A 20,799-nucleotide genomic window follows, 5' to 3' on the forward strand; every position below is an offset into this window, starting at 1 on the left:
TTTTATTATACAAATATATGTGTTCAAAAAGTTGCTAACAGGTTTTGGTGGGACGAGTAATCGCAGCAACGGTTTTAATAGACCGAGTAATCGCAGGTCTCAATGTTCTCAGGTTAGTGCGGCCGCTACGGAAAAACACTACGCTTTCCATGGGCCCCGAGCTCATCTCCTTTAAAGAAGACTTGCTGATTGGCAAGCCGTCAGGCGCAGACAGAAGCATAGTCGCACTTATGCCCCGCGGGTAGAAAAAAAGAAAATCGCTTTTTCCTGCGGGGTCTTCACCCTGGGACTGGGACTGCGATTACTCGTCCCATCGAAGAGCTTTTGCGATTACTCGCCCCACCGAAGACCATTGCGCTTTCCCATAGGAGTCTCCGTGTTTTTACTCCGCTAGATAGGTTTTATTACTATCTATATCAAAATTAATAAAATTCATTAACCTGACAACATTGGTAACCGCAGTCCCATCGGATAAAGCAAGTCAACTAAAGAGCTCTTCATTTATCATTTAGTGACTTTTTGAACTTCCATAAAAAAAGCTCCCTGCAAAGGTTGCAGAGAGCTAGACGAATACCCTATAAGCATTCGCTATTCTGAACAACCTTTCAAATCTCTCTGGATCTGATTAAAAGTTATCATGTATTCTTTTCATAAATAGAAACAAGGTCTACTTGATCTTTTTCACTTAACTGAACAACAACAATTTCTTGTTCAGAAGTAGGTATGTTCTTGCCTACATAGTCAGCCCGAATAGGCAGCTCGCGGTGACCGCGGTCTACCAAAGCTCCAAGCTGAATCGTCGCCGGTCTGCCGACATCCATTACGGCATCCATTGCCGCACGGACAGTTCTTCCTGTATAAAGAACATCATCAATCAGAATGACCTGCTTGTTCGTTATGTCCATATCAATAGAAACTGAGTTAATTCGCGGTTCTTCGTGATGATCCTTTTTTTCCAAATCATCCCGGTACATGGTAATATCTAATTCGCCAAACGGAACTTCGATGTCTTCAATTTGCTTAATTTTTTCTTGAATGCTTTTCGCCAGCGGAACGCCTCTTGTTTTGATTCCAATTAAAACAAGGTTCTCTCCACCTTTGTTTTTTTCCAGAATCTCATGGGACATTCTGGTCAATGCTCTATTTATTGCTGCAGCATCCAGAATCTCTGTTTTTTTCTTCAAATTAGCCCGCTCCTTCCAAACTGCATAAAAATGCCCTTTTCCTGCTGATGGAAAAGGGCATACGTGTACCGTAAGCAAACTTGCTGATCGCAGCCTTCCTAGCCTCACAGGACTATTGTTAAAGGTCTTTATTTGTTGTTACTTATTATGTCAGAATATGACGGGTCTGTCAATACATTTTGCGGATTTGGTCGAGCGCCTCCATGAAGACAGCAGGCGGTGCTGCTTTGAATTCCATCTGCTTCTCTGTTTTTGGATGGATAAAAGCAATTTGCTTCGCATGGAGAGCCTGTCCTTGGACATCTAACGATTTTCGCTGACCGTATTTTGGATCGCCTACAATCGGAAAGCCAATATATTGCATATGCACACGAATTTGATGTGTTCTGCCAGTCTCTAATTGGCATTCCACATGCGTATAGTCAGGGAAACGTTCGAGCACGCGAAAATGAGTAACCGCCTGTTTTCCATTTTCAACGATCCCCATTTTTTGACGGTCTTTCGGATCTCTGCCGATCGGCGCATCGATTAACCCGGTCTCATGGCCAATTTCTCCATGAACAATTGCTTCATACGTTCTTTTTAATGTCTTTTCCTGCAGCTGCTCTGATAGATACTGATGGGCGTAGTCATTCTTCGCAACAACTAAAAGTCCGCTCGTATCCATATCGAGACGGTGTACAATCCCGGGGCGCTCCACACCGTTAATTCCTGATAAATCAGTGCAATGATATAATAACGCATGGACCAATGTCCCGGTGTGATGACCTGCAGAAGGATGGACAACCATCCCTTTTGCTTTATTCACCACCAGCAGGTCCTCATCTTCATAAACAATATCTAAAGGAATATTTTCCGGCTCTAAAACAAGCGGTTTGGTTTCAGGTATTTCCCATGTAAGGCTTTCTCCGGTTTGGCATTTTTGATTTGCTTTCACTGCTTCTCCATTCAGCTTGACATTGCCTTCTTCTATCCAGCCCTGAATTTGAGAACGCGAATATTCATGCAGCACATCCGCCAGTATTTTATCCACTCTTTTTTTATGCTCTGTTTCTGTCACTGTATGCTGGTTTACTGTCATTTTTTCTCTTTCCCCCGCTTTCTCTCATCCAAAATAATTGCAATCATCACAATCACCACACCAATTGTAAGAGATGCATCTGCGACGTTGAATATCGGAAAATTATAATTAAAAATATAGAAGTTTGCAAAGTCTACTACTTCTTGATATAAAATACGGTCGATGAAATTCCCGACCGCCCCTCCAATCAATACACTGACCCCGACAGCAATCAGGCGGTCCTGTTTTCCATGTGTATGTAAAAAGTATATTAACCCGGCAATCACAATAACCGTAATAATGTAAAATAACGTCATTTGTCCTTCTAAAATACCCCATGCTGCTCCTGAATTCCGATGTGAGGTAATATAAAAGAAGTCCTCCACAATCGGGATGGATTCACCTATTTCCATTCGTGCAGCAACAAGCCATTTTGTCCATTGGTCTATCCCAATCAGGACAAGTGTAATCAGATAATATCTCCACATGTTCATTTCTCCAATCTAAAGCAAATCTGCGCCTTTTCAGGGTTCGTTTACCAAGCTTTCTTTATCTTATCCTTTCTGCTGGTAATTTTCAAGAAACAATACGGCTTTCCTTCTTTCTGACAGCTGCATCTATCGGTTCGTAAGCATATGAGCATATAAAAAATCCCCTCCGGCCGTTTTATAAACGGGCAGAGAGGGATTTTATCAGAAAATATATCATTTAAAATTGAAAATCAACCTTTGTATTCTCCTGTGATTCATAGCCTTTCATATAGTTAATTCGCCTTTGGGCGGCTGATTGGCTTACTTGTTCATCGGCGTGGTAGGAGGAGCGTACTAATGGTCCAGCTTCACAATGCGAGAAGCCTTTTTCAAGGGCAATATTTTTCAATTCTTCAAACTCATCGGGATGATAATACTTTTCCACATTCAAATGTTTTTTGGTTGGCTGTAAATATTGTCCGATGGTCACAATATCCACGTCATGCGCCCGCAGGTCATCCATTGCCTCGATAAGCTCTTCTTTTGTTTCGCCCAGACCTACCATTATACTTGATTTCACAGGAGTGTCGGGAGCAATTTCTTTAACTCGCTGCAGAAGCTGCAAGGACCGGTCATATCTTGCAATTGCCCGAACCCGTTTCGTTAAACGTCTCACCGTTTCAATATTATGATTGAAAATATCCGGTTCGCTGTCCATCAGTGTATGTAAGCTTTCATAGTCCCCTTTCATATCCGAAGGGAGAACTTCTATTGTACAGCCTGGATTCTGATGACGAACTGCACGGACTGTATTGGCAAAAACAGCCGCTCCTCCGTCCTCCAGGTCATCACGCGCAACCGCTGTTATAACGACATGCTTTAATCCCATAATTTCAACAGAGTCAGCAACCCGCTTTGGTTCTCCCAGATCAACTCCGCTTGGAAGACCAGTTTTGACGGCACAGAATCGGCAGCCCCGTGTACAGGTATCTCCTAAAATCATGAAAGTTGCCGTTTTTCGCTCGCTCCAGCATTCATAAATATTCGGACACTTTGCTTCCTCACAAACTGTGTTCAGCCGTTTATCCCGCATTAAGTTCTTTAATTTTTTGTATGATTCATTGGTGTTGATTTTTGTTTTCAGCCATTCTGGTTTACGAATATATTCTGATTGTTTAGCCAATGCCAGCACGCTCCTTGTTTGAGTTGATATTCCACGCTTCCGTTTCATACTTTGATTGTGCTAATTGCTCTACTTCATCCCACTCAGCTTTGGTTAATTGCAGAGGATGAAATTCTAAACCTAAACCTTTCTTGAACCCTTCTTTGAATGCATCCGCCAGTATATCATACCGATGCTCTCGACTCGTTAATTGATTAATCGTCACCGCTTTTTTAGAAAATGCAGCCCGGCTCCGTTCTCTTATTTTTTCGGAAGAGAATACAAATAAATCAAAAAGCATGTTTGTATCCATGCTCATAGGAATAGACCCATGCTGCATCAATACACCTTTTTTCCTTGTCTGTGCGTTTCCAGAAAGCTTTTTACCGTCAACAACCATTTCATAGAACGCAGGTTTTTCGAAGCATATTGCTGTTCTTCCTCTGGCACTTTCTCTGTCCAGCGTTGCATATTCTGCAGGAATCCCTAAATTGCGATATCCTTCAAATATTCCTTCTGCCAGTACATGATAGGCCTCTTGTACAGATACAGGAATATCTGGATCACTCTCTGTAATAACCAGGCTATACGTTAATTCATCGTCATGAAGCACGGCACTGCCGCCGGTCAAACGACGGACGAACTGACACTGATGCCGTTCTACCGCTTCCAGATCAATTTTCTTATCGACTTTTTGAAAGTAGCCAATCGATAAACTGGGCTTTTCCCAGCCATAGAAACGTAATGTCGGCGGAATTTTACCTTCTTGATGCCAATTGATCAAGCACTCATCAAAAGCCATATTCCATGCAGCATCTCGAAAGCCTGTATCGATAAACGCCCACTGTTTTTTCAATATCGTCACCTCCAATGAAAGAATTTCTTGTTGCAGGAGCTGTTCCCTGTTATGCCAATCTTCTTAGCGGCCCTTCCTGATCATCAAGCTTAAAAGATACAAGCGAAATGGGGAATAGATTCAATAAAAAAAGACCCCATTCCACAGAATGCAGCCTTTGATAGATTTATTGATAAATAGATAAATTATCCAATTCCTTATCGACTGCACATTCCCCACGCTAGGATTATCTAGTTCGGGTGCCAAGGGTCAATACAGAATGTCTTTCTCAGCTTAACAGCTCCCCCAGTGCATAATACTTATTCAGTTTACAAATTAAGTCTACTGGTAATTTTTATAATTGTAAAGAAAAATATAAAAATTAGCGTTTACAATTTTTTTGCAGATATGTAAAAACAGGAGCCAGCTTTCTCAAAAAGCTGGCTCCTGTTTTTTAATTCTCATAATTTTCTTTGACAACACTGGCACATCTCGCACATAATGTTGGATGATTTTTGTCTTCGCCTACTGTTTCGGAAACAACCCAGCAGCGTTCACATGTTTCACCTGGATGTTTTTCAACGGTAACCTCAACATAATCATATGCTTTACCGGTTCCTTTTTCATCTGCAATAACTGTTTCTGAAACAATAAAGTATTGATGCAGATGCGTAATATTTTCAAGCACCTGCTTCGTTTCTTCATCAAGCGGTACGATTGTAATTTTAGCTTCCAATGATTTCCCGATAACCTTTTCGCTTCTTGCTTCTTCGAGTGCTTTCAGAACATCATCTCTTACTTCCATAAAATGATCCCATTTTCCGACAATGTCTTTTGCCCCTGCAAGCTCCCGCGGCTCAGGAATATCTGTTAAGTGAACTGTTTCTTCCTCCACTCCAGGGATATATTCCCAAACTTCTTCGGTTGTGTGCGGAATTATTGGAGCAAGCAATTTCACAAGTGTTGTTATAATTTCATAGTAGCCTGTTTGAAGACTGCGGCGGCGCGGGTGATCTGCAGCTTCAATATACAGGATATCCTTCGCAAAATCTAAATAGAAGGAACTTAAATCAACAGCACAGAAATTATGGACCTGGCTGATTACTGGTGCAAATTCAAAGTGCTCATAATTATCACGTGCATTATTTAAGATTTGCTGCAGACGATAAAGCATATAACGGTCTACTTCCTGCAATTCTTCATCGTTCACGCGATCTTTGCTAGGATCAAAATCAGCAAGGTTCGCCAGTAAGAAACGGAAGGTGTTCCGGATTTTACGGTAGCTTTCCGAAGTCTGTTTTAAAATAGCATCCGAGATACGCACATCTGCCTGATAATCCACGCTGGAAACCCACAGACGCAAAATATCGGCACCTAATTGTTTTTGTACTTTGGACGGATCAACCGTATTTCCTAATGATTTACTCATCTTGCGTCCATTTCCATCCAGCGCAAACCCATGGCTGATAATATTTTTAAATGGCGCTTTGCCTGTTACAGCAACAGATGTAGATAATGAAGAGTTAAACCAGCCGCGATACTGGTCACTTCCTTCTAAATACACATCAGCCGGACGATCAAGTTCTTCCCGGTTCATCAACACCCCTTCGTGTGAGGAGCCTGAATCGAACCAAACATCCATAATATCGACTTCTTTAGTAAACTTGCCATTAGGGCTATGTTCTGAAGTAAATCCATCCGGCAATAAATCCTTCGCTTCTCTTTCGAACCATACATTGGACCCATGTTCACGGAAAAGTTCGGATACATGCGAAATCGTTTCATCCGTAATGATGGCTGTGCCGTCTTCTCCATAAAATACTGGAATCGGAACTCCCCAGGCACGCTGTCTGGAAATACACCAATCTTCACGATCTCTCACCATATTATAAAGTCTTGTTTCTCCCCAATGCGGATACCAATGCACTTTTTTAATTTCATCAAGAATATCCTGACGGAAATCTTTAATGGATGCAAACCACTGTGACGTTGCACGGAAAATCGTCGGTTTCTTTGTTCTCCAGTCATGCGGATAAGAGTGAGTGATAAATTCTAATTTTAATAAGGCGCCATTCTCATCCAATTGTTCTGTGATGACCTTATTTGCTGCATCGTAGAATAAACCTTCAAAACCTGGCGCTTCACTTGTAAAGACACCCTTTTCATCCACCGGGCAGAATGCATCGATACCATATCTGCGGCAAACATAGAAGTCATCTTCCCCGTGGCCTGGAGCTGTATGAACACATCCAGTCCCCGCATCAGTTGTAACATGTTCTCCAAGCATAACAAGGGATTTACGATCATAAAATGGATGCTGTGCTTCTACACGATCTGCTTCCTGTCCTTTGAATTTCTTTACAACTGTTACATCTTCCCAGCCTAATACTTCTTTCACATCTTCTAATAAAGCTTCTGCAATGACATATTTATCATCATTTACTTGTGCTACCACATAGCTTAAATCAGGATGTAAGCTGATTCCTAAGTTCGCTGGAAGCGTCCAAGGAGTTGTCGTCCAGATAATAATTTTCTCGCCGCCGTCAAGCACTTCTTTTCCATCCGTTACTTCAAAGGAAACATAGATAGATGGAGAGCGTTTATCTTGATATTCGATTTCTGCTTCTGCAAGGGCAGATTCAGAAGACGGAGACCAATATACCGGCTTAAGTCCTTTATAAATATAGCCTTTTCTTGCCATTTCTCCAAACACCTTAATTTGAGAAGCTTCATAATCCTTCGTTAAGGTGATATATGGATTATCCCAATCACCGCGCACACCTAATTTTTTAAATTGTGTACGCTGGCTGTCAATTTGTCCAAGTGCATATTCTTCACAAAGCTTGCGGAATTCTGCAACAGACATTTCTTTCCGTTTTACTTTCTTTTTCGCTAATGCTGTTTCAATCGGCAACCCGTGTGTATCCCAGCCTGGAACATATGGTGCATAATAGCCTGTCATGGACTTATAACGGACAATAAAATCCTTTAAGATTTTATTCAGTGCATGACCGATATGGATATCTCCATTCGCATAAGGCGGTCCATCATGTAAAATAAATAACGGTCTGTCCTTAGTACGCTCTAAGTTTTTTTGATATTGTTCACTTTCTTCCCATTTCTGTTGGCGCTCCGGCTCTTTATTTGGAAGATTTCCACGCATTGGAAAAGCTGTTTTCGGCATCAATAATGTTTGTTTATATTCCAAGATATTCCCTCCTGTTATTTTCATGACACATCGTAAATTAAATTTTTATATACAAAAAGAGTCCTCTAATCCCTAAAGGGACGAGAAGACTCGCGGTACCACCCTTATAAATTTAATGCCCGGCATTAAATTCACTCGAAATCCGTAACGTGGACAGCCGGCTATTACTACATTATTTTCATAATAGCTACTCCAGAGTGATTTTCTAAAAGACTTCTGTATCAGGCTTCCACCGCCCCTGACTCGCTTACACAGAGTCATCTTCTATACTTTCTCTTTCATTGTATAACGATAGTGATTATGAAATTTTTAGCATAAATTAAATGTCAAAAAACATGATACTTGTATGAATTATATGTAATATACAAGCCTAAGTCAAGCCTTTAAGATTCATGCTCCATCAATTCTAAATCTTCATCCACTTCAGTATCAAATAATTCTTCCCAATCATCTGTACCGAGCATTTCTAATTGAGCCTGCACAAGCATGCGCATTCTTGAGCGGAATACTTTTGCCTGCTTTTTCAATTCTTCCACATCAAGGGATATTTTACGCGCTTTACTTAATGCTTCATTGACAATACGGTCAGCATTTTTTTCTGCTTCTTTCATAATTAATTTTGCTTCTTTTTGCGCACTGCCTTTGATATCTTCTGCCGTTTCCTGAGCAACCAGAATAGATTTATTTAATGTTTCTTCAATGTTCGTAAAGTGTCCTAATCGTTCCTGAAGCTCTTTCGCTTTTTGATCCAGTTCATCTCTTTCACGTATAACAATTTCATAATCCTTCATCACTTGATCAAGAAATTTATTTACTTCATCCACGTCATAGCCTTTCCATCCTCTTGCAAACTCTTTATTATGAATATCTAATGGTGATAGTGCCACCATCTCCACCTCCCTAATCGGTGCTTGCTTGAGCTTCCGATTTCTCTCTTTATTATTCAATAATTCCAGCTAAATTTCCAGCATTTATTGCAAAATTGCCGCTGTCATTTTAATTTTATCTTTCCTGGTTCTCCCGCGTATCGCTGTAATTTTACTTCTGCCTTTTCCACGTACAGAGAGCATGTCCCCTTCTTGTAATTGGAATTTCACATCATCTACTACCCGGTAATTTACCTTTACGAGCAATTTTTGAATCAAAGCAGCAGCGTCTTTTCGGGAGACACCATATATTTCTTTAACAACTGTATCTAAACGCAGGGAAGAAATGGTTTTATCATATTCTTTCCAGGCTTTTTTTTCTGTAATCAGCGACGTGAGCGGCTGTTCTTTGAAAGATATACGAGATTTCTTAATAGATGTTAAATTCATCTTGATAAAAGGGACGACCTCTCCCGCTGCAAGTAAATGAATTTTCCCATCTGCTGCTGTAATATCTCCTAATTTTTTTCGCTTCACACCCTGTGATAAAAAAGCACCCATTACATCCCGATGCTCCAGGCTTACAAATTTCTCCGGGTAAGATGCCTCCAGGAGCTCCACTTGAAACATATCTTCTGTAATGCTTTCATAAATAGGAGCAATCACCATTCTTTTTCGTTCGCTGTACTCGGATCCGCCAAAGGCAGCGGCCTGAAGCTCGTCATGATTAGTCCCTAACAGCATCTGCACGATTTCTTGTTCGCGCGGATCCAAAAAATCAGTCAATTTGGGAATATACGATCGCTCCACCTGGTCTTTCCATGAAAGAACCTGATCAATAAATGGCTGTTCTTCTTTTCGAAAATGCTGATAAACTTCCATGGTCATTCCTTTCTTTCAAGCCTAAAGCATCATTGCAAACTGGATAAATCCCATTCTTGCAAAATGCAATAATAATATCGCAACAATTGGAGAAAAATCAATCATACCAAGCGGCGGAATAAATTTACGAAAAATTTCTAAATAGGGCTCACAAATTTTTCCGAGTAATTCTCCAAATTGAGATTCTCTGGCTCCAGGGAACCAGGACATAAAAATATACACGATTAGTGCAAAGCTATAAATGTTTAAACCAAAGCTTATTAGTGAAACGATTTGTGCCAACATCTCCTGCTACCATCCTTTATCATAATCTTCCTGCTCATATAACATTTCAGAAATACTGCCGGATACTTCTACATTATCCGGCGTACACAGGAATGTTTCTGATCCTAATTTTTGAATATCTCCTTTTACGGCATAAACCGTTCCGCTCAGAAAATCAACGATCCTCTTTGCCTGCTGACGATCCACACGCTGCAGATTAATGATAACAGCTCGTCTGTTAACAATATTATCTGCGATGTCCTGAGCTTCATTATAATTTCTCGGCTCAGCTAAAACAACCTTTGAATTCGTATTTTGTATACTAGAAAGGTTCACAACATTTTTGCTTCCTGCTGTTTTTTCTTGAACCTGGGGTATTTCTTCTTTTTGTTCTTCCTCGGCATATTCATACTCGTATTCATCGTCCATCGTGAAATAATTTTTAAGCTTCTTTTTAAAGCTCATTTACTGCACCTCACTTTATATTTCGCTGCCGACCAGTTTGGTACCTATCCGAATATGTGTTGCACCTTCTTCTACAGCAATTTCATAATCATTGCTCATTCCCATAGACAGGTATTCACATGGTGCATAATCTAAGCCAAGCCCCTTTATACGGTCTCTCAGCAAACGCAATTTTCTAAACAGCGGCCGGGTTTCTTCCGGATTATCGACATGCGGAGCCATCGTCATTAAACCTGCCACCTGTATATGCTCAAATGCCGCTAAATCTTTTATAAACGATTCAACTTCTCCTTCATCTAATCCGTGTTTCGATTCTTCTCCGCTCACATTGACTTGAACAAAGCAGGGCACCGTTTTTTCTGCCCGCTTATTAATCTCTTTCGCCAAAGATTTTCTGTCTAGTGAATGAATATAATCAATATGATGTATCATATCTTTTACTTTTCTGGATTGCAGGGAGCCAATGAAATGCCAAGTGGCACTGTCCCTGATCTCTTCAAATTTCGCTAAAAATCCTTCATTTCTATTTTCACCCAGATGAACTATCCCGGCAGATAATGCTTCTTTAGCTCGTTCTATTGTAACATATTTCGTCACTGCGATAATATTAATATCTTCTTTATTTCTGCCTGCTCTCCTTGCAGCCTGCTCGATATCTGCTTGAATTTCCATTAGATTTTCTTTTACTGCAACCATTCTTATCCTCCATTACTTCTTCTGTTTCTCAAATCCGATAAACGCGAGCATTCTTCCTGTTTTTCCATTATCGCGCCGATGAGAAAAGAATAGCCTCTCATCTTGTAATGTACAATATTTTGTTACCTCTATATTATGACGAAAGACGCCAGATTGTACAAGGATATCGACATTAAGCTCTTTTAAATCGATGAAATATTGATTTGGCGATATTTCTTTCGTAAATTTTTGTTTCTGTTCACCAGTTAGATGTGATAAAACAACATCGTCAACAACGTAGTTTTCTTTGGAAATACTCGGGCCTATCACAACTTTCAGATTCTCTATAGAGGCACCGGCTTCTTTCAATTTCTGTACCATTTCCCGGGCGATCTGACCGACTGTTCCTTTCCAGCCGGCGTGAGCAATACCCGCTATTCTTGTGGTCGGGTCTGCAAAAAATAATGGAACACAGTCTGCGAAAAAAGCCGTGCCGAGGAGAGAATCCGCCTCATTGATAATTAATCCATCGACGCCGGATATACCGGAATCAAAGGAAATACTGCCCTTTCCCGCATCTTCTTCCCCTGTAAAATGGATGCTTGTTCCATGTACTTGTTCACCGCAAACCCAGCGGTTCAGGGGAATATTTAATTCCTTGCTCAGAATCCGCCGATTTTCCAGCACCTTATTCTCGTCGTCCAATACATGGAGCCCCATATTTAATTGCTTATAAGCCCCCTTACTTACACCGCCATTTTTTGTTGTAAAGCCTGCTACCAGACCTGGAATTTCTTCCTCCAATGAAGATAAATGAAGTCTTGTCTCACTTTTAAGCTGAAATGGCTCCATGTTTTTCCCTCTTTTCCCTATAATTTCTCCTATTGAACATTATCTTAAATTCAAATTTGTGTCTTATTTTAACACATTATATCGATAATTTCTTCTTAATCTTCGGTATAAAGATCCGGCCCTTTTACTTTCTCGACTAAAATAACATCTTCCCCAATCCGAACAATTTTTTCCCAGGCGATAAAAAGCTCGCCTGATTTAGCAAACATACCTGATTTTTTTCCTTTGGCTTCCGCAATGATGGCAATGATTCTTCCAGTTCTGCCGTCTATCTCTAAATCAATGATATGTCCCAGCCTTGTTCCATCATCCATGACAATCAATTCTTTTATTTGCAGTTCAGATAGTTTCACCATGACAGCTCCCTCCTCTTCCTATCCTATGCATTGGAACATGCTTTTTTTCATGAAAAATTAAACAGATCTTCACTTCGTGAGTCTGTAATTATCAATATTGTCAGGTTAATGCGGCTGCTGCGATGGATTATAGCGGGGTGAATAAAGAGTGGTTGATGGAGTGATTCGTTGTTAAAAAAGTTATTATTGCATACAAAAAGCCTTACCGGTTAAGGCAAGGCTTTTTGTTTATTCAAACATTTGCTTATTCATCTGGTGGATAGCCCCTTTTTCAAGCCTGGACACTTGTGCTTGGGATATACCAATCTCATCCGCCACTTCCATTTGTGTTTTCCCTTGAAAAAAGCGTTTATTTAATATCATCTTTTCTCTAGCATTCAATCTGTGCATTCCTTCTTTTAGTGATAGCTTATCAACCCATGAGGAATCTTTATCTTTTTCATCGCTCAGCTGATCCATGACAAAAATCGGATCGCCGCCATCATTGTAAATCGGCTCAAAAAGCGATACGGGATCTTGGATGGCATCCAGAGCAAAAACAATATCAGCTTGCTCCACTCCCATTTCCTTGGCGATTTCTGCTGGAGATGGATCCTTCGATGTTTTACTGATCAATTGTTCTCTGACTTGCAGAGCACGGTAAGCAATATCACGTAAAGACCTGGATACACGAATTGGATTATTATCCCGCAAGTACCTTCTGATCTCACCAATGATCATCGGAACAGCATAGGTAGAAAAACGTACGTTATGGGACAAATCAAAATTATCGATTGATTTCATTAAACCAATGCAGCCGACCTGAAATAAATCATCGACATATTCTCCCCGGTTGTTAAAACGCTGAATAACACTAAGAACAAGGCGTAAATTGCCGTTTACCAATTCTTCCCGGGCAATAATATCATTTTCTTCTTGCAGCCGGATAAATAGTTTTTTCATTTCTTCGTTTTTAAGTACTGGAAGTTTGGATGTATCAACCCCGCATATTTCAACTTTATGTCTTGCCATTCCCGAAAACCTCCCCAATCTTAGATGCTGTTCAAGGACAGTATCTCCCCGGGAAAATTTTTTATGCAGGAAAATCATGTAAATAAAGTCGACCTATGCGGCAAAACAATTGATATATCAAGTCAAACCATTTTGTTAAATTCTTTTTTCAACCGACGTATAATTTTCTTCTCTAAACGGGAAATATAAGACTGGGAAATTCCAAGCATATCTGCTACATCTTTCTGCGTTTTTTCATCATCGCCAATCAATCCAAAGCGCAGTTCCATGATCTGTTTTTCACGTGCATTTAATTTGCCTAAAGCTGATTTTAACAATGATTTATCTACATTTGATTCAATACTTTTTGTAATAATATCTTCTTCTGTTCCTAATACATCCGACAATAAAAGCTCATTGCCGTCCCAATCAATATTTAAGGGTTCATCGAAGGAAACCTCTGTCTTTAATTTATTTGTTCTGCGCAGATACATTAAGATTTCATTTTCAATACAGCGGGAGGCATAGGTTGCCAGTTTAATCTTTTTTTCCGGATTAAACGTATTTACCGCCTTAATCAGCCCAATTGTACCAATACTAATCAGGTCTTCGATATTAATACCCGTGTTTTCAAATTTTCTGGCAATATAAACAACTAATCTCAAATTTCTTTCAATCAGCATCGACCTTGCCGCTTTATCTCCTTCGGGCAATTTTTTAAGCAATTCCTGTTCTTCTTGCTTTGTCAGCGGCGGGGGCAAAGCCTCACTTCCGCCTATATAATAGATTTCCTTTGGTTTTATTCCGATTTTTTTAAGAAATTGATACCAGCGTAATTTAAATTTGAATTTCCAATTAGCCACTTAACGCACTCTCCTTTATGCAGATTGTATAATAGATTGCTTAATGATGAGGGGATGCAGCAAACAATGATATTGCCCGTCCCTTTCCAATACTCCAAATTGAATTCCAATGAATACATTTACTGCCTGAAGAATTTCGTTATTATAAAAAATTGTCAGTTCCTCAGCCCGAATAGCAAGCATGAAAGAATGTGTTCCATCTACTCCCTGATAAGGAATCAAATGCAGCTTATCTTCCCATTTCTTTGGCAGCCGGCTGAAGTCTAAATGCTCTTTCACATTTTTCAGCTCTTCCCACTCTTCATCATCGAACCATTGCTTTAAAAACGGCTGATCACAAATGACGACAGGTTGTTTGGTTAACGGATCAACAAGCTGATTTCCGCTGTCGATATAACCAATGGATTCAAAAGACTGATGATTCATTGTTAAGATTACCTTGTACATTTCGTCATATTTCACTTGTTCTCCAACGTGCTCGTCCATTCGTCTCTTTGTAAAATACCAAATAATCGGGAAGCAGGTTATAACAAATATCCAGCTGACAGGATCACCATAGCCTTGGTTGAAGGTGATTATCCCTTCCAAGGAAACAGTCACCGGACGCTGCAGGAAAAAATGCATCGCCATTAACCCGCCCCCAATGGCAAAGGATACAAAATAAAAGAGGAAGATCAGCTTAATAAAGCGATACAGACTCTTAAATCCAAATGTGCTGAAAATAATAATACAAGAGTAGAGCAATTTCCCGACTACATGATTAAAAAACGAATTTGGATACAAAATCGTCAGCGGAACAATGCATGACGCAATAAATGCCCCAAGAAACAAGCGCCTTCTTTTCACTGGTTTCCGGACAAGTATTTGTACGAGCATCAGCAGCATTAAATCTACCATAAAATTTAATGCCCAAATAACGTCTAAGTAAATAGACACTCTCTGTTGCACCCCCTAAATTGCTGCTAATCAGAAGAAGCTGTTATCTTCTGCGTACGTTGCTGATCATGAAATTCATAGAAAGGAAGTAATATATGATGAAAAGTATAGACAATTGAAAGAGAAAAGTCTGTCAATTCTTGTGTGCAAAATTAAGCTATTTAACACTTATTCTTAGAAATAATGTCTAACGATTTTTGGAATAAAAAAGAGGGGCAAGGAAACTTTACTTTCTTTCCTTTTAGATAAACAAAGGACACCACTTGATTTTGAAACATCGGTGTTCTTGCCAAGGAGATGTCCGCTCCGAGAAGTCGCTTTCCGCGGGCAACGTTCAGCCGCACGGTAAGAAAACCGCTTCCTGCTCAGGTCTACCTGTTGCTTTTCCCGCAGGAGTCGACTTCCCTCCGCTCCCATCTAAGTGGAATTATGTTTTAATTGCTTTTTTACAAGGAAATAACGCAAATTCTAGCGACGGTTTTGATGGGACGAGTAATCATAATGGTTTTCGGTGGGGCGAGTAACCGCAGTCCCAGTCCCAGTGGGAAGACCCCGCGGGTAGAAAAAAAGCGAACTTCTTTTTTTCTGCGGGGCATAAGTGCGACTTTAGCTCTGTCTACGCCTGTCGCTAAGTCTTCTTTAAAGGAGATGAGCTCGGGGCCTGCGGAAAGCGGAGTGTATTTCTGTGGCCTAAGATTACTCGCCCCATGAAACCCGTTAAAGCGGCTATATTCAGCATTTTTTATATATTTTCTTACTTTTTAAACAAAAAAATACTGTGCTAAAAGAGTTCTCTTAGCACAGTATTTTTTCTTTTTATCGATTACGATTACGATTTCTTAAGAAAGTCGGGATATCTAATTCATCTTCCTCGGGACGAGGTTTAGAAGGTGATGGATTGGATGATTCTCTTTCCCTGACAGGAGTCGATTCACTTGTTTGCTGTGTAGCTGCCTGCTGTGTTTGTCCTATATTTGGACGTTGTTGTTTTTGACGCGTATCTGCTTTTGGTTGTGCATTTTCATCAAAACCTGTAGCAATGACAGTTACAACAATTTCATCATTAAGGTTCTCATTAATTACAGAACCAAAGATAACATTTACTTCTTGGTCCGCTGCAGAAGTAACTAAGTCAGCTGCTTCCTGCACTTCATACAAGCTCAGGTTTGTACCGCCTGTGATATTCATTAAAATACCATGCGCCCCATCGATAGAAGTCTCCAGCAACGGGGAAGAAATTGCTTTTTTAGCAGCTTCTGTTGCTCTTGTTTCGCCAGTTGCGATACCAATACCCATTAAAGCAGAACCTTTATCATACATAATCGTTTTCACGTCAGCGAAGTCAACGTTAATAAGACCTGGCTTCGCAATCAAATCGGATATGCCTTGTACACCTTGACGAAGCACATTATCCGCTTCACGGAATGCTTCAAGCATTGGTGTATTTTTATCCACAATTTCAAGCAGCCGATCGTTTGGAATAACGATTAATGTATCCACGCTTCCTTTCAGCGTATCGATACCAGAAATTGCCTGTGTTGATCTTCTTCTTCCTTCAAAAGAAAAAGGACGAGTAACGACACCAACTGTCAGCGCTCCTAAATCTTTAGCTACCTGTGCAATGACCGGAGCTGCTCCAGTTCCTGTACCGCCGCCCATTCCAGCAGTAACAAAAACCATATCAGCACCTTTTAACACTTCTTCTAACTGCTCTTTACTTTCTTCTGCTGCTTTTTTCCCTACTTCCGGGTTAGCGCCGGCTCCAAGACCACGGGTTAATTTCCCGCCGATTTGTATCTTGGATTCAGCCATCGAAAGATTTAAAGCTTGAGAATCTGTGTTTACTGCGATAAATTCGACACCTTCTACGCCATGCTCAATCATACGGTTAACAGCATTGTTACCGCCGCCGCCAACTCCAATAACTTTTATCGTTGCTAATTCTTCCATGTTTGTATCAAAATCTAACATATTATGGTTTCCTCCTAGTCTACTAATTACGAACAATTCCTCATTTCAACTTCTGTTAAAAGAAATTAATCAAAGAAATATTTGAATAGGTTAGCAAATCCTGATTCTTTTTTCTTGCCTTGTTTCTTTTTCTTCTCGCCTGCAGGTCTGGATTGCTTCACTGGCTGCTGCTCCGCTTCCCCATCTATTGCTACAGCAGGATACAATTCTTTCCCTTGTATTTTCGCATTGCGATAAGCAAATTGTAAAATACCAACACCTGAAGTAAATTGTGCTTCCCTGACACCAATATAATCCGGGACAGCTACACGTACATGAGAATAGAACAAGTCTTGCGCTAATTCCAGGCTCCCCGGCATAGCCGTGGTGCCTCCTGTCAATACGAAACCGCCAGGCAGCTCCTGAAAGCCCATTTTCCGAATTTCTCTATCAATATAAGTGTATATTTCTTCTAATCTAGCTTCTATCATATCAGCTAATTGAAGTTGATTAAATACCTGTTTTTGATTGCTTCCGATTGTTGTGACTTCAAATGTCTCATCTTCAGAAGCATCATTGTAAAATGCATAGCCATAATTTAGTTTAATCTGCTCTGCTTCTTCTGTAGAAATACGCAGGCCGACGGATAAATCTTTCGTTATATTGTCTCCGCCTAAATTAATGACACTTGTCGCAGCCAGATGATCATTTTCAAATACAGATACCGTTGTACAGCCTCCTCCGATATCAATCAGGGCAGAGCCCATATTCATCTCATCCTTTGATAAAGCGACTGTTCCGGCAGCAAGCGGCTGAAGACAAATATCAGATACTTCCAAATTAGCCCGTTCTACACATTTTAAGATATTATGCAAAATCGTTTTTGAGCAGGTGATAATCGTTCCTTCCATCTCCAGACGGACACCGATCATCCCTCTCGGATCAGTAATTTCATCTAATCCATCCACAATAAACTGCTTCGGAATCACATCGATGATTTCCCGTTCCGGAGGAATAGAAATCACTTGAGCTCCGTCAATTACTCTCGTTACATCTTCATCATTTATTTCCCGGTTCTCACTTTGTACAGCTACAACGCCATGACAAGGCTGAAGCTGGATATGAGATCCGTTTATCCCCACTACTACGCGGTGGATTTCCATCCCTACCATTCGTTCTGCTTGTTCTACTGCATTCCTGATAGAATGAACAGTCTGATCAATATCAATTATAGCACCCTTCTTCATTCCGTTTGACGCTGCAGTACCTACTCCAATAATATTTAAAGAGTCTTGTTGTACTTCTCCAATAATTACTTTTATCGTGTTTGTCCCAATATCAAGACTAACTAATATCTCACTGTTGTTCAAAAAAGAGCACCTCCCCGTAAAAATATGCTGACGATATTTTTACTGCCACGTTATCCTTTGTATAGTCTTTAATTCTAAAAGAAAATGAATAAAAAATAAACATATTTTATGCTTATTTTTTTCAAGTAATCTATTTCTATAAAAATCGACATTATACCATTCGTTAAAAAAGGATGATATATGACTTCATTCTGCAAATTATTCATTTCCTGTTTCTTCATTTTCTTCATTAATTTCCTCATTGAGTTCTTCAATTTCGTCTTCGATATCTACTTCTTCCATTTCATCTTTTTGAAAAGATTCGAAATAGATGCCGACACCTATATGAATGATACCACTATCCTCTTCGTCAAGCTGTGACACAATAGAAGGATAGTAATCCAATCTGTCTAACATTTGATCTGCATTGCCTTCTACCAGAAACCCATCACTCATATACAATCTAACCTGCAGCGTATCCTCTTCTTCATCTGAATCTTTTCGTTCAATCTCAGAAATCATATTAAAAATACTCGGGCGAACATTATCCATGGCTGTTGCCAATTCTGTTAATTGCGCTTCATTAAAGCCTGTTATTAATGGAGCATTGCTGATAGAGTTTTGTGCATTTTGCTGGATGACTTGACCGTCTGCAAGAACCGGGTAAAATTCCCTTTCGTCCTGAACATAGCCAAGGACAGACTGTTCTTCTACCTCAATCACAACGGTGCTGGGAAAACTCCGATTAATAGATGCATGTTCAATGACAGGATTTTCTTCCATCCCGGCTGCAACAGAGGATCCGTTCATAGACCAGATATTTGTTCCTTCTGTTACACCTGACTCATCTATTATGTACTCATCCGTTAAGAACACATTGCCGTTTACTTCAATCGACCTTATTTCACTCCATGGAGATTGCAAGTAAACAATGATAGCAATGAGAAAGAAAAATATAGATAGATAAAATATTAATCGTCTGTTTGCTTTTTTCTTCCTAGCTTGCTTCAATTTTGGAATTCGATCCTCAATCGAAACGATATTTTTATCACTCATCTCCATTTCTTCCTTTATCCATTATTTTCAAGGAATATAACTGTATCAGTTTACTCCCTTGTATTTACAAAAATTATATCATAAATTATGGTGATACACGTCATTGACTTCTATTGTTTCTGAAGTTTTTTCTTTTTTATCACGGATAACCCGTCCGCAGAAGTTTTCTTACTTCTTCCACGGACGGGATTTACGTTTTATATAAATGTTCTTCGCTGCTATATTAAATAATCGGCTTCGTACTTTTTTCCATACTTTTGGCGTGCCTGCTGATACTTAGAAGAATCCCGGCCGCACAGAGTGTTAACGTCAGTGATGAACCGCCGTAGCTGAGAAAAGGCAGGGTAATCCCCGTTACCGGAATCAATCCGATGACTACACTAATATTAATCATCGCCTGTAATGCTAACATACTTGCAATTCCCAGCGCTAACAGTCTGCTAAATAAATCCGGAGCTTCAATAGCAATTTTTATCCCTCTCCATAATAGCAGAAAAAACAATAAAATAGTTGTACAACCTCCAATTAAACCTAATTCCTCACCAATGATTGAAAAAATAAAATCTGTCTGCGGCTCCGGCAGATAAAAATATTTTTGCAGGCTGTTTCCCAGCCCTAGTCCCATCAGTCCCCCGGGTCCAATAGCATAAAGAGATTGAATAATTTGAAACCCATGTCCTAACGGATCCTCCCATGGGTTTAAGAAAGCCAGAATCCGATTAATCCGGTAAGGAGCAGAAGCAATCAATCCGATAAACCCAATAATGCCAATGCCGGCCAGTCCAAAAAAATGAGAGAGCTTTGCACCTGCCACAAAAAGCAGAATCATGCATGTTAAGACCAGCACCATTCCAGTTCCTAAATCTGGCTGAAGCATAATCAGACCAAATGCAGTAAAAATCAATAGAAGGCATGGGAAGAACCCTTTTTTAAACGAGGTAATATATTTTTGATGGTCAGATAATATAGATGCCAGAAAAATAATTAAACCCAGCTTCATAAATTCAGACGGCTGAATACTGAATGCACCGATGCCAATCCAGCTCTGTGCCCCTCCGCGCACCATGCCGATTCCCGGAATAAGCACAAGAAGAAGCAGAACAAAGCAAGAAAATAATAAAATCTTTGCGTACTTTTTCCATATATAATAAGGAAAGTAAGAGATAACAACCATTCCAATAAAGCCGATGCCGGCAAATAAAAGCTGTCTTTTTAAGTAATAAAATGAATCATTGAACTTATACTCCGACCAAATATAGGATGAGCTGTAAACCATCAGCATACCGATACATAAAAGGAGAATGATTATTCCAAATAATACTCTGTCTACTTTATTTTGATTTTGAATGAACTTAGACAAAAATACCCCTTCTTTC

Annotated in this window: 20 protein-coding genes, 1 riboswitch and 1 other annotated feature; all 20 genes read right to left on the bottom strand. The window is 39.9% G+C overall.

Annotated elements, in window-relative coordinates; all coding sequences use genetic code 11:
* Positions 1–635 precede the first annotated feature (635 nt).
* Positions 636–1,184 carry a bifunctional pyr operon transcriptional regulator/uracil phosphoribosyltransferase PyrR gene (gene pyrR, locus MKX55_RS15220; RefSeq protein WP_339178356.1) on the bottom strand — a complete coding sequence of 183 codons (549 nt, stop codon included), beginning with the start codon at positions 1,182–1,184 and terminating at the stop codon, positions 636–638.
* Between the two features lie 169 nt (positions 1,185–1,353).
* Positions 1,354–2,265: an RluA family pseudouridine synthase gene (locus MKX55_RS15225; protein ID WP_339178358.1), complete on the bottom strand. Its 912-nt coding sequence runs from the start codon at positions 2,263–2,265 to the stop codon at positions 1,354–1,356.
* The gene (gene lspA / locus MKX55_RS15230) at positions 2,262–2,732 is read right to left on the bottom strand and encodes a signal peptidase II (protein WP_042535158.1); all 471 of its coding nucleotides are present in this window, start codon (positions 2,730–2,732) and stop codon (positions 2,262–2,264) included. The genes MKX55_RS15225 and lspA overlap by 4 nt, the downstream gene beginning before the upstream one ends.
* Positions 2,733–2,952: 220 nt before the next feature.
* The gene (gene lipA / locus MKX55_RS15235; protein WP_339233400.1) at positions 2,953–3,897 is read right to left on the bottom strand and encodes a lipoyl synthase; all 945 of its coding nucleotides are present in this window, start codon (positions 3,895–3,897) and stop codon (positions 2,953–2,955) included.
* Complete coding sequence (locus MKX55_RS15240; protein ID WP_339178362.1) at positions 3,890–4,732, bottom strand: lipoate--protein ligase family protein; 843 nt, start codon at positions 4,730–4,732, stop codon at positions 3,890–3,892. The genes lipA and MKX55_RS15240 overlap by 8 nt, the downstream gene beginning before the upstream one ends.
* 194 nt (positions 4,733–4,926) lie before the next feature.
* Positions 4,927–5,029, bottom strand: a riboswitch (TPP riboswitch).
* Positions 5,030–5,165: 136 nt separating this feature from the next.
* Entirely contained in the window at positions 5,166–7,919 is a 2,754-nt protein-coding gene (ileS, locus tag MKX55_RS15245; protein ID WP_339233402.1) for an isoleucine--tRNA ligase, read from the bottom strand.
* A 73-nt stretch (positions 7,920–7,992) separates the two neighbouring features.
* Positions 7,993–8,210, bottom strand: a binding site (T-box leader).
* A gap of 92 nt (positions 8,211–8,302) precedes the next feature.
* Positions 8,303–8,806 (bottom strand): DivIVA domain-containing protein, encoded by a 504-nt coding sequence (locus MKX55_RS15250; RefSeq protein WP_339185271.1) that lies wholly within the window; start codon positions 8,804–8,806, stop codon positions 8,303–8,305.
* A gap of 84 nt (positions 8,807–8,890) precedes the next feature.
* Positions 8,891–9,667: a YlmH/Sll1252 family protein gene (locus MKX55_RS15255; protein ID WP_339178368.1), complete on the bottom strand. Its 777-nt coding sequence runs from the start codon at positions 9,665–9,667 to the stop codon at positions 8,891–8,893.
* Between the two features lie 21 nt (positions 9,668–9,688).
* Positions 9,689–9,952 carry a YggT family protein gene (locus MKX55_RS15260; protein WP_042535165.1) on the bottom strand — a complete coding sequence of 88 codons (264 nt, stop codon included), beginning with the start codon at positions 9,950–9,952 and terminating at the stop codon, positions 9,689–9,691.
* A gap of 6 nt (positions 9,953–9,958) precedes the next feature.
* Positions 9,959–10,396, bottom strand: coding sequence for a cell division protein SepF (locus tag MKX55_RS15265; protein WP_042535167.1), 438 nt, complete (start codon positions 10,394–10,396; stop codon positions 9,959–9,961).
* A 15-nt stretch (positions 10,397–10,411) separates the two neighbouring features.
* Entirely contained in the window at positions 10,412–11,092 is a 681-nt protein-coding gene (locus MKX55_RS15270) for a YggS family pyridoxal phosphate-dependent enzyme (protein WP_339233404.1), read from the bottom strand.
* Positions 11,093–11,104: 12 nt separating this feature from the next.
* On the bottom strand, positions 11,105–11,923 hold the full coding sequence (gene pgeF, locus MKX55_RS15275) for a peptidoglycan editing factor PgeF (RefSeq protein WP_339178375.1): 819 nt from the start codon (positions 11,921–11,923) through the stop codon (positions 11,105–11,107).
* A 95-nt stretch (positions 11,924–12,018) separates the two neighbouring features.
* Entirely contained in the window at positions 12,019–12,279 is a 261-nt protein-coding gene (locus MKX55_RS15280; RefSeq protein WP_339178377.1) for a YlmC/YmxH family sporulation protein, read from the bottom strand.
* Positions 12,280–12,507: 228 nt separating this feature from the next.
* Positions 12,508–13,290 carry an RNA polymerase sporulation sigma factor SigG gene (gene sigG / locus MKX55_RS15285; protein WP_042535173.1) on the bottom strand — a complete coding sequence of 261 codons (783 nt, stop codon included), beginning with the start codon at positions 13,288–13,290 and terminating at the stop codon, positions 12,508–12,510.
* A gap of 122 nt (positions 13,291–13,412) precedes the next feature.
* Positions 13,413–14,132, bottom strand: coding sequence for an RNA polymerase sporulation sigma factor SigE (sigE, locus tag MKX55_RS15290; protein WP_193063322.1), 720 nt, complete (start codon positions 14,130–14,132; stop codon positions 13,413–13,415).
* Positions 14,133–14,147: 15 nt separating this feature from the next.
* Positions 14,148–15,068 carry a sigma-E processing peptidase SpoIIGA gene (spoIIGA, locus tag MKX55_RS15295; RefSeq protein WP_339178383.1) on the bottom strand — a complete coding sequence of 307 codons (921 nt, stop codon included), beginning with the start codon at positions 15,066–15,068 and terminating at the stop codon, positions 14,148–14,150.
* Positions 15,069–15,884: 816 nt separating this feature from the next.
* On the bottom strand, positions 15,885–17,039 hold the full coding sequence (gene ftsZ / locus MKX55_RS15300; RefSeq protein ID WP_339178386.1) for a cell division protein FtsZ: 1,155 nt from the start codon (positions 17,037–17,039) through the stop codon (positions 15,885–15,887).
* A 65-nt stretch (positions 17,040–17,104) separates the two neighbouring features.
* Positions 17,105–18,388, bottom strand: a complete 1,284-nt coding sequence (gene ftsA, locus MKX55_RS15305; protein WP_042535180.1) for a cell division protein FtsA — start codon at positions 18,386–18,388, stop codon at positions 17,105–17,107.
* 198 nt (positions 18,389–18,586) lie between these two features.
* Complete coding sequence (locus MKX55_RS15310) at positions 18,587–19,423, bottom strand: FtsQ-type POTRA domain-containing protein (protein ID WP_339178389.1); 837 nt, start codon at positions 19,421–19,423, stop codon at positions 18,587–18,589.
* 223 nt (positions 19,424–19,646) lie between these two features.
* Positions 19,647–20,771, bottom strand: a complete 1,125-nt coding sequence (gene spoVE / locus MKX55_RS15315) for a stage V sporulation protein E (protein ID WP_339185272.1) — start codon at positions 20,769–20,771, stop codon at positions 19,647–19,649.
* Positions 20,772–20,799: the final 28 nt, after the last annotated feature.

It is taken from the genome of Oceanobacillus sp. FSL W7-1281, assembly GCF_037969835.1.
Classification (GTDB): Bacteria; Bacillota; Bacilli; order Bacillales; family Amphibacillaceae; genus Oceanobacillus; species Oceanobacillus oncorhynchi.

Bases quoted from the DNA above. Each gene is read 5' to 3' on its own strand.
- MKX55_RS15225 (WP_339178358.1), bottom strand. From the start codon at position 2,265: ATGACAGTAAACCAGCATACAGTGACAGAAACAGAGCATAAAAAAAGA.
- lspA (WP_042535158.1), bottom strand. From the start codon at position 2,732: ATGTGGAGATATTATCTGATTACACTTGTCCTGATTGGGATAGACCAA.
- MKX55_RS15255 (WP_339178368.1), bottom strand. From the start codon at position 9,667: ATGGAAGTTTATCAGCATTTTCGAAAAGAAGAACAGCCATTTATTGAT.
- MKX55_RS15260 (WP_042535165.1), bottom strand. From the start codon at position 9,952: ATGTTGGCACAAATCGTTTCACTAATAAGCTTTGGTTTAAACATTTAT.
- MKX55_RS15265 (WP_042535167.1), bottom strand. From the start codon at position 10,396: ATGAGCTTTAAAAAGAAGCTTAAAAATTATTTCACGATGGACGATGAA.
- MKX55_RS15270 (WP_339233404.1), bottom strand. From the start codon at position 11,092: ATGGTTGCAGTAAAAGAAAATCTAATGGAAATTCAAGCAGATATCGAG.
- pgeF (WP_339178375.1), bottom strand. From the start codon at position 11,923: ATGGAGCCATTTCAGCTTAAAAGTGAGACAAGACTTCATTTATCTTCA.
- MKX55_RS15280 (WP_339178377.1), bottom strand. From the start codon at position 12,279: ATGGTGAAACTATCTGAACTGCAAATAAAAGAATTGATTGTCATGGAT.
- sigG (WP_042535173.1), bottom strand. From the start codon at position 13,290: ATGGCAAGACATAAAGTTGAAATATGCGGGGTTGATACATCCAAACTT.
- ftsZ (WP_339178386.1), bottom strand. From the start codon at position 17,039: ATGTTAGATTTTGATACAAACATGGAAGAATTAGCAACGATAAAAGTT.
- MKX55_RS15310 (WP_339178389.1), bottom strand. From the start codon at position 19,423: ATGAGTGATAAAAATATCGTTTCGATTGAGGATCGAATTCCAAAATTG.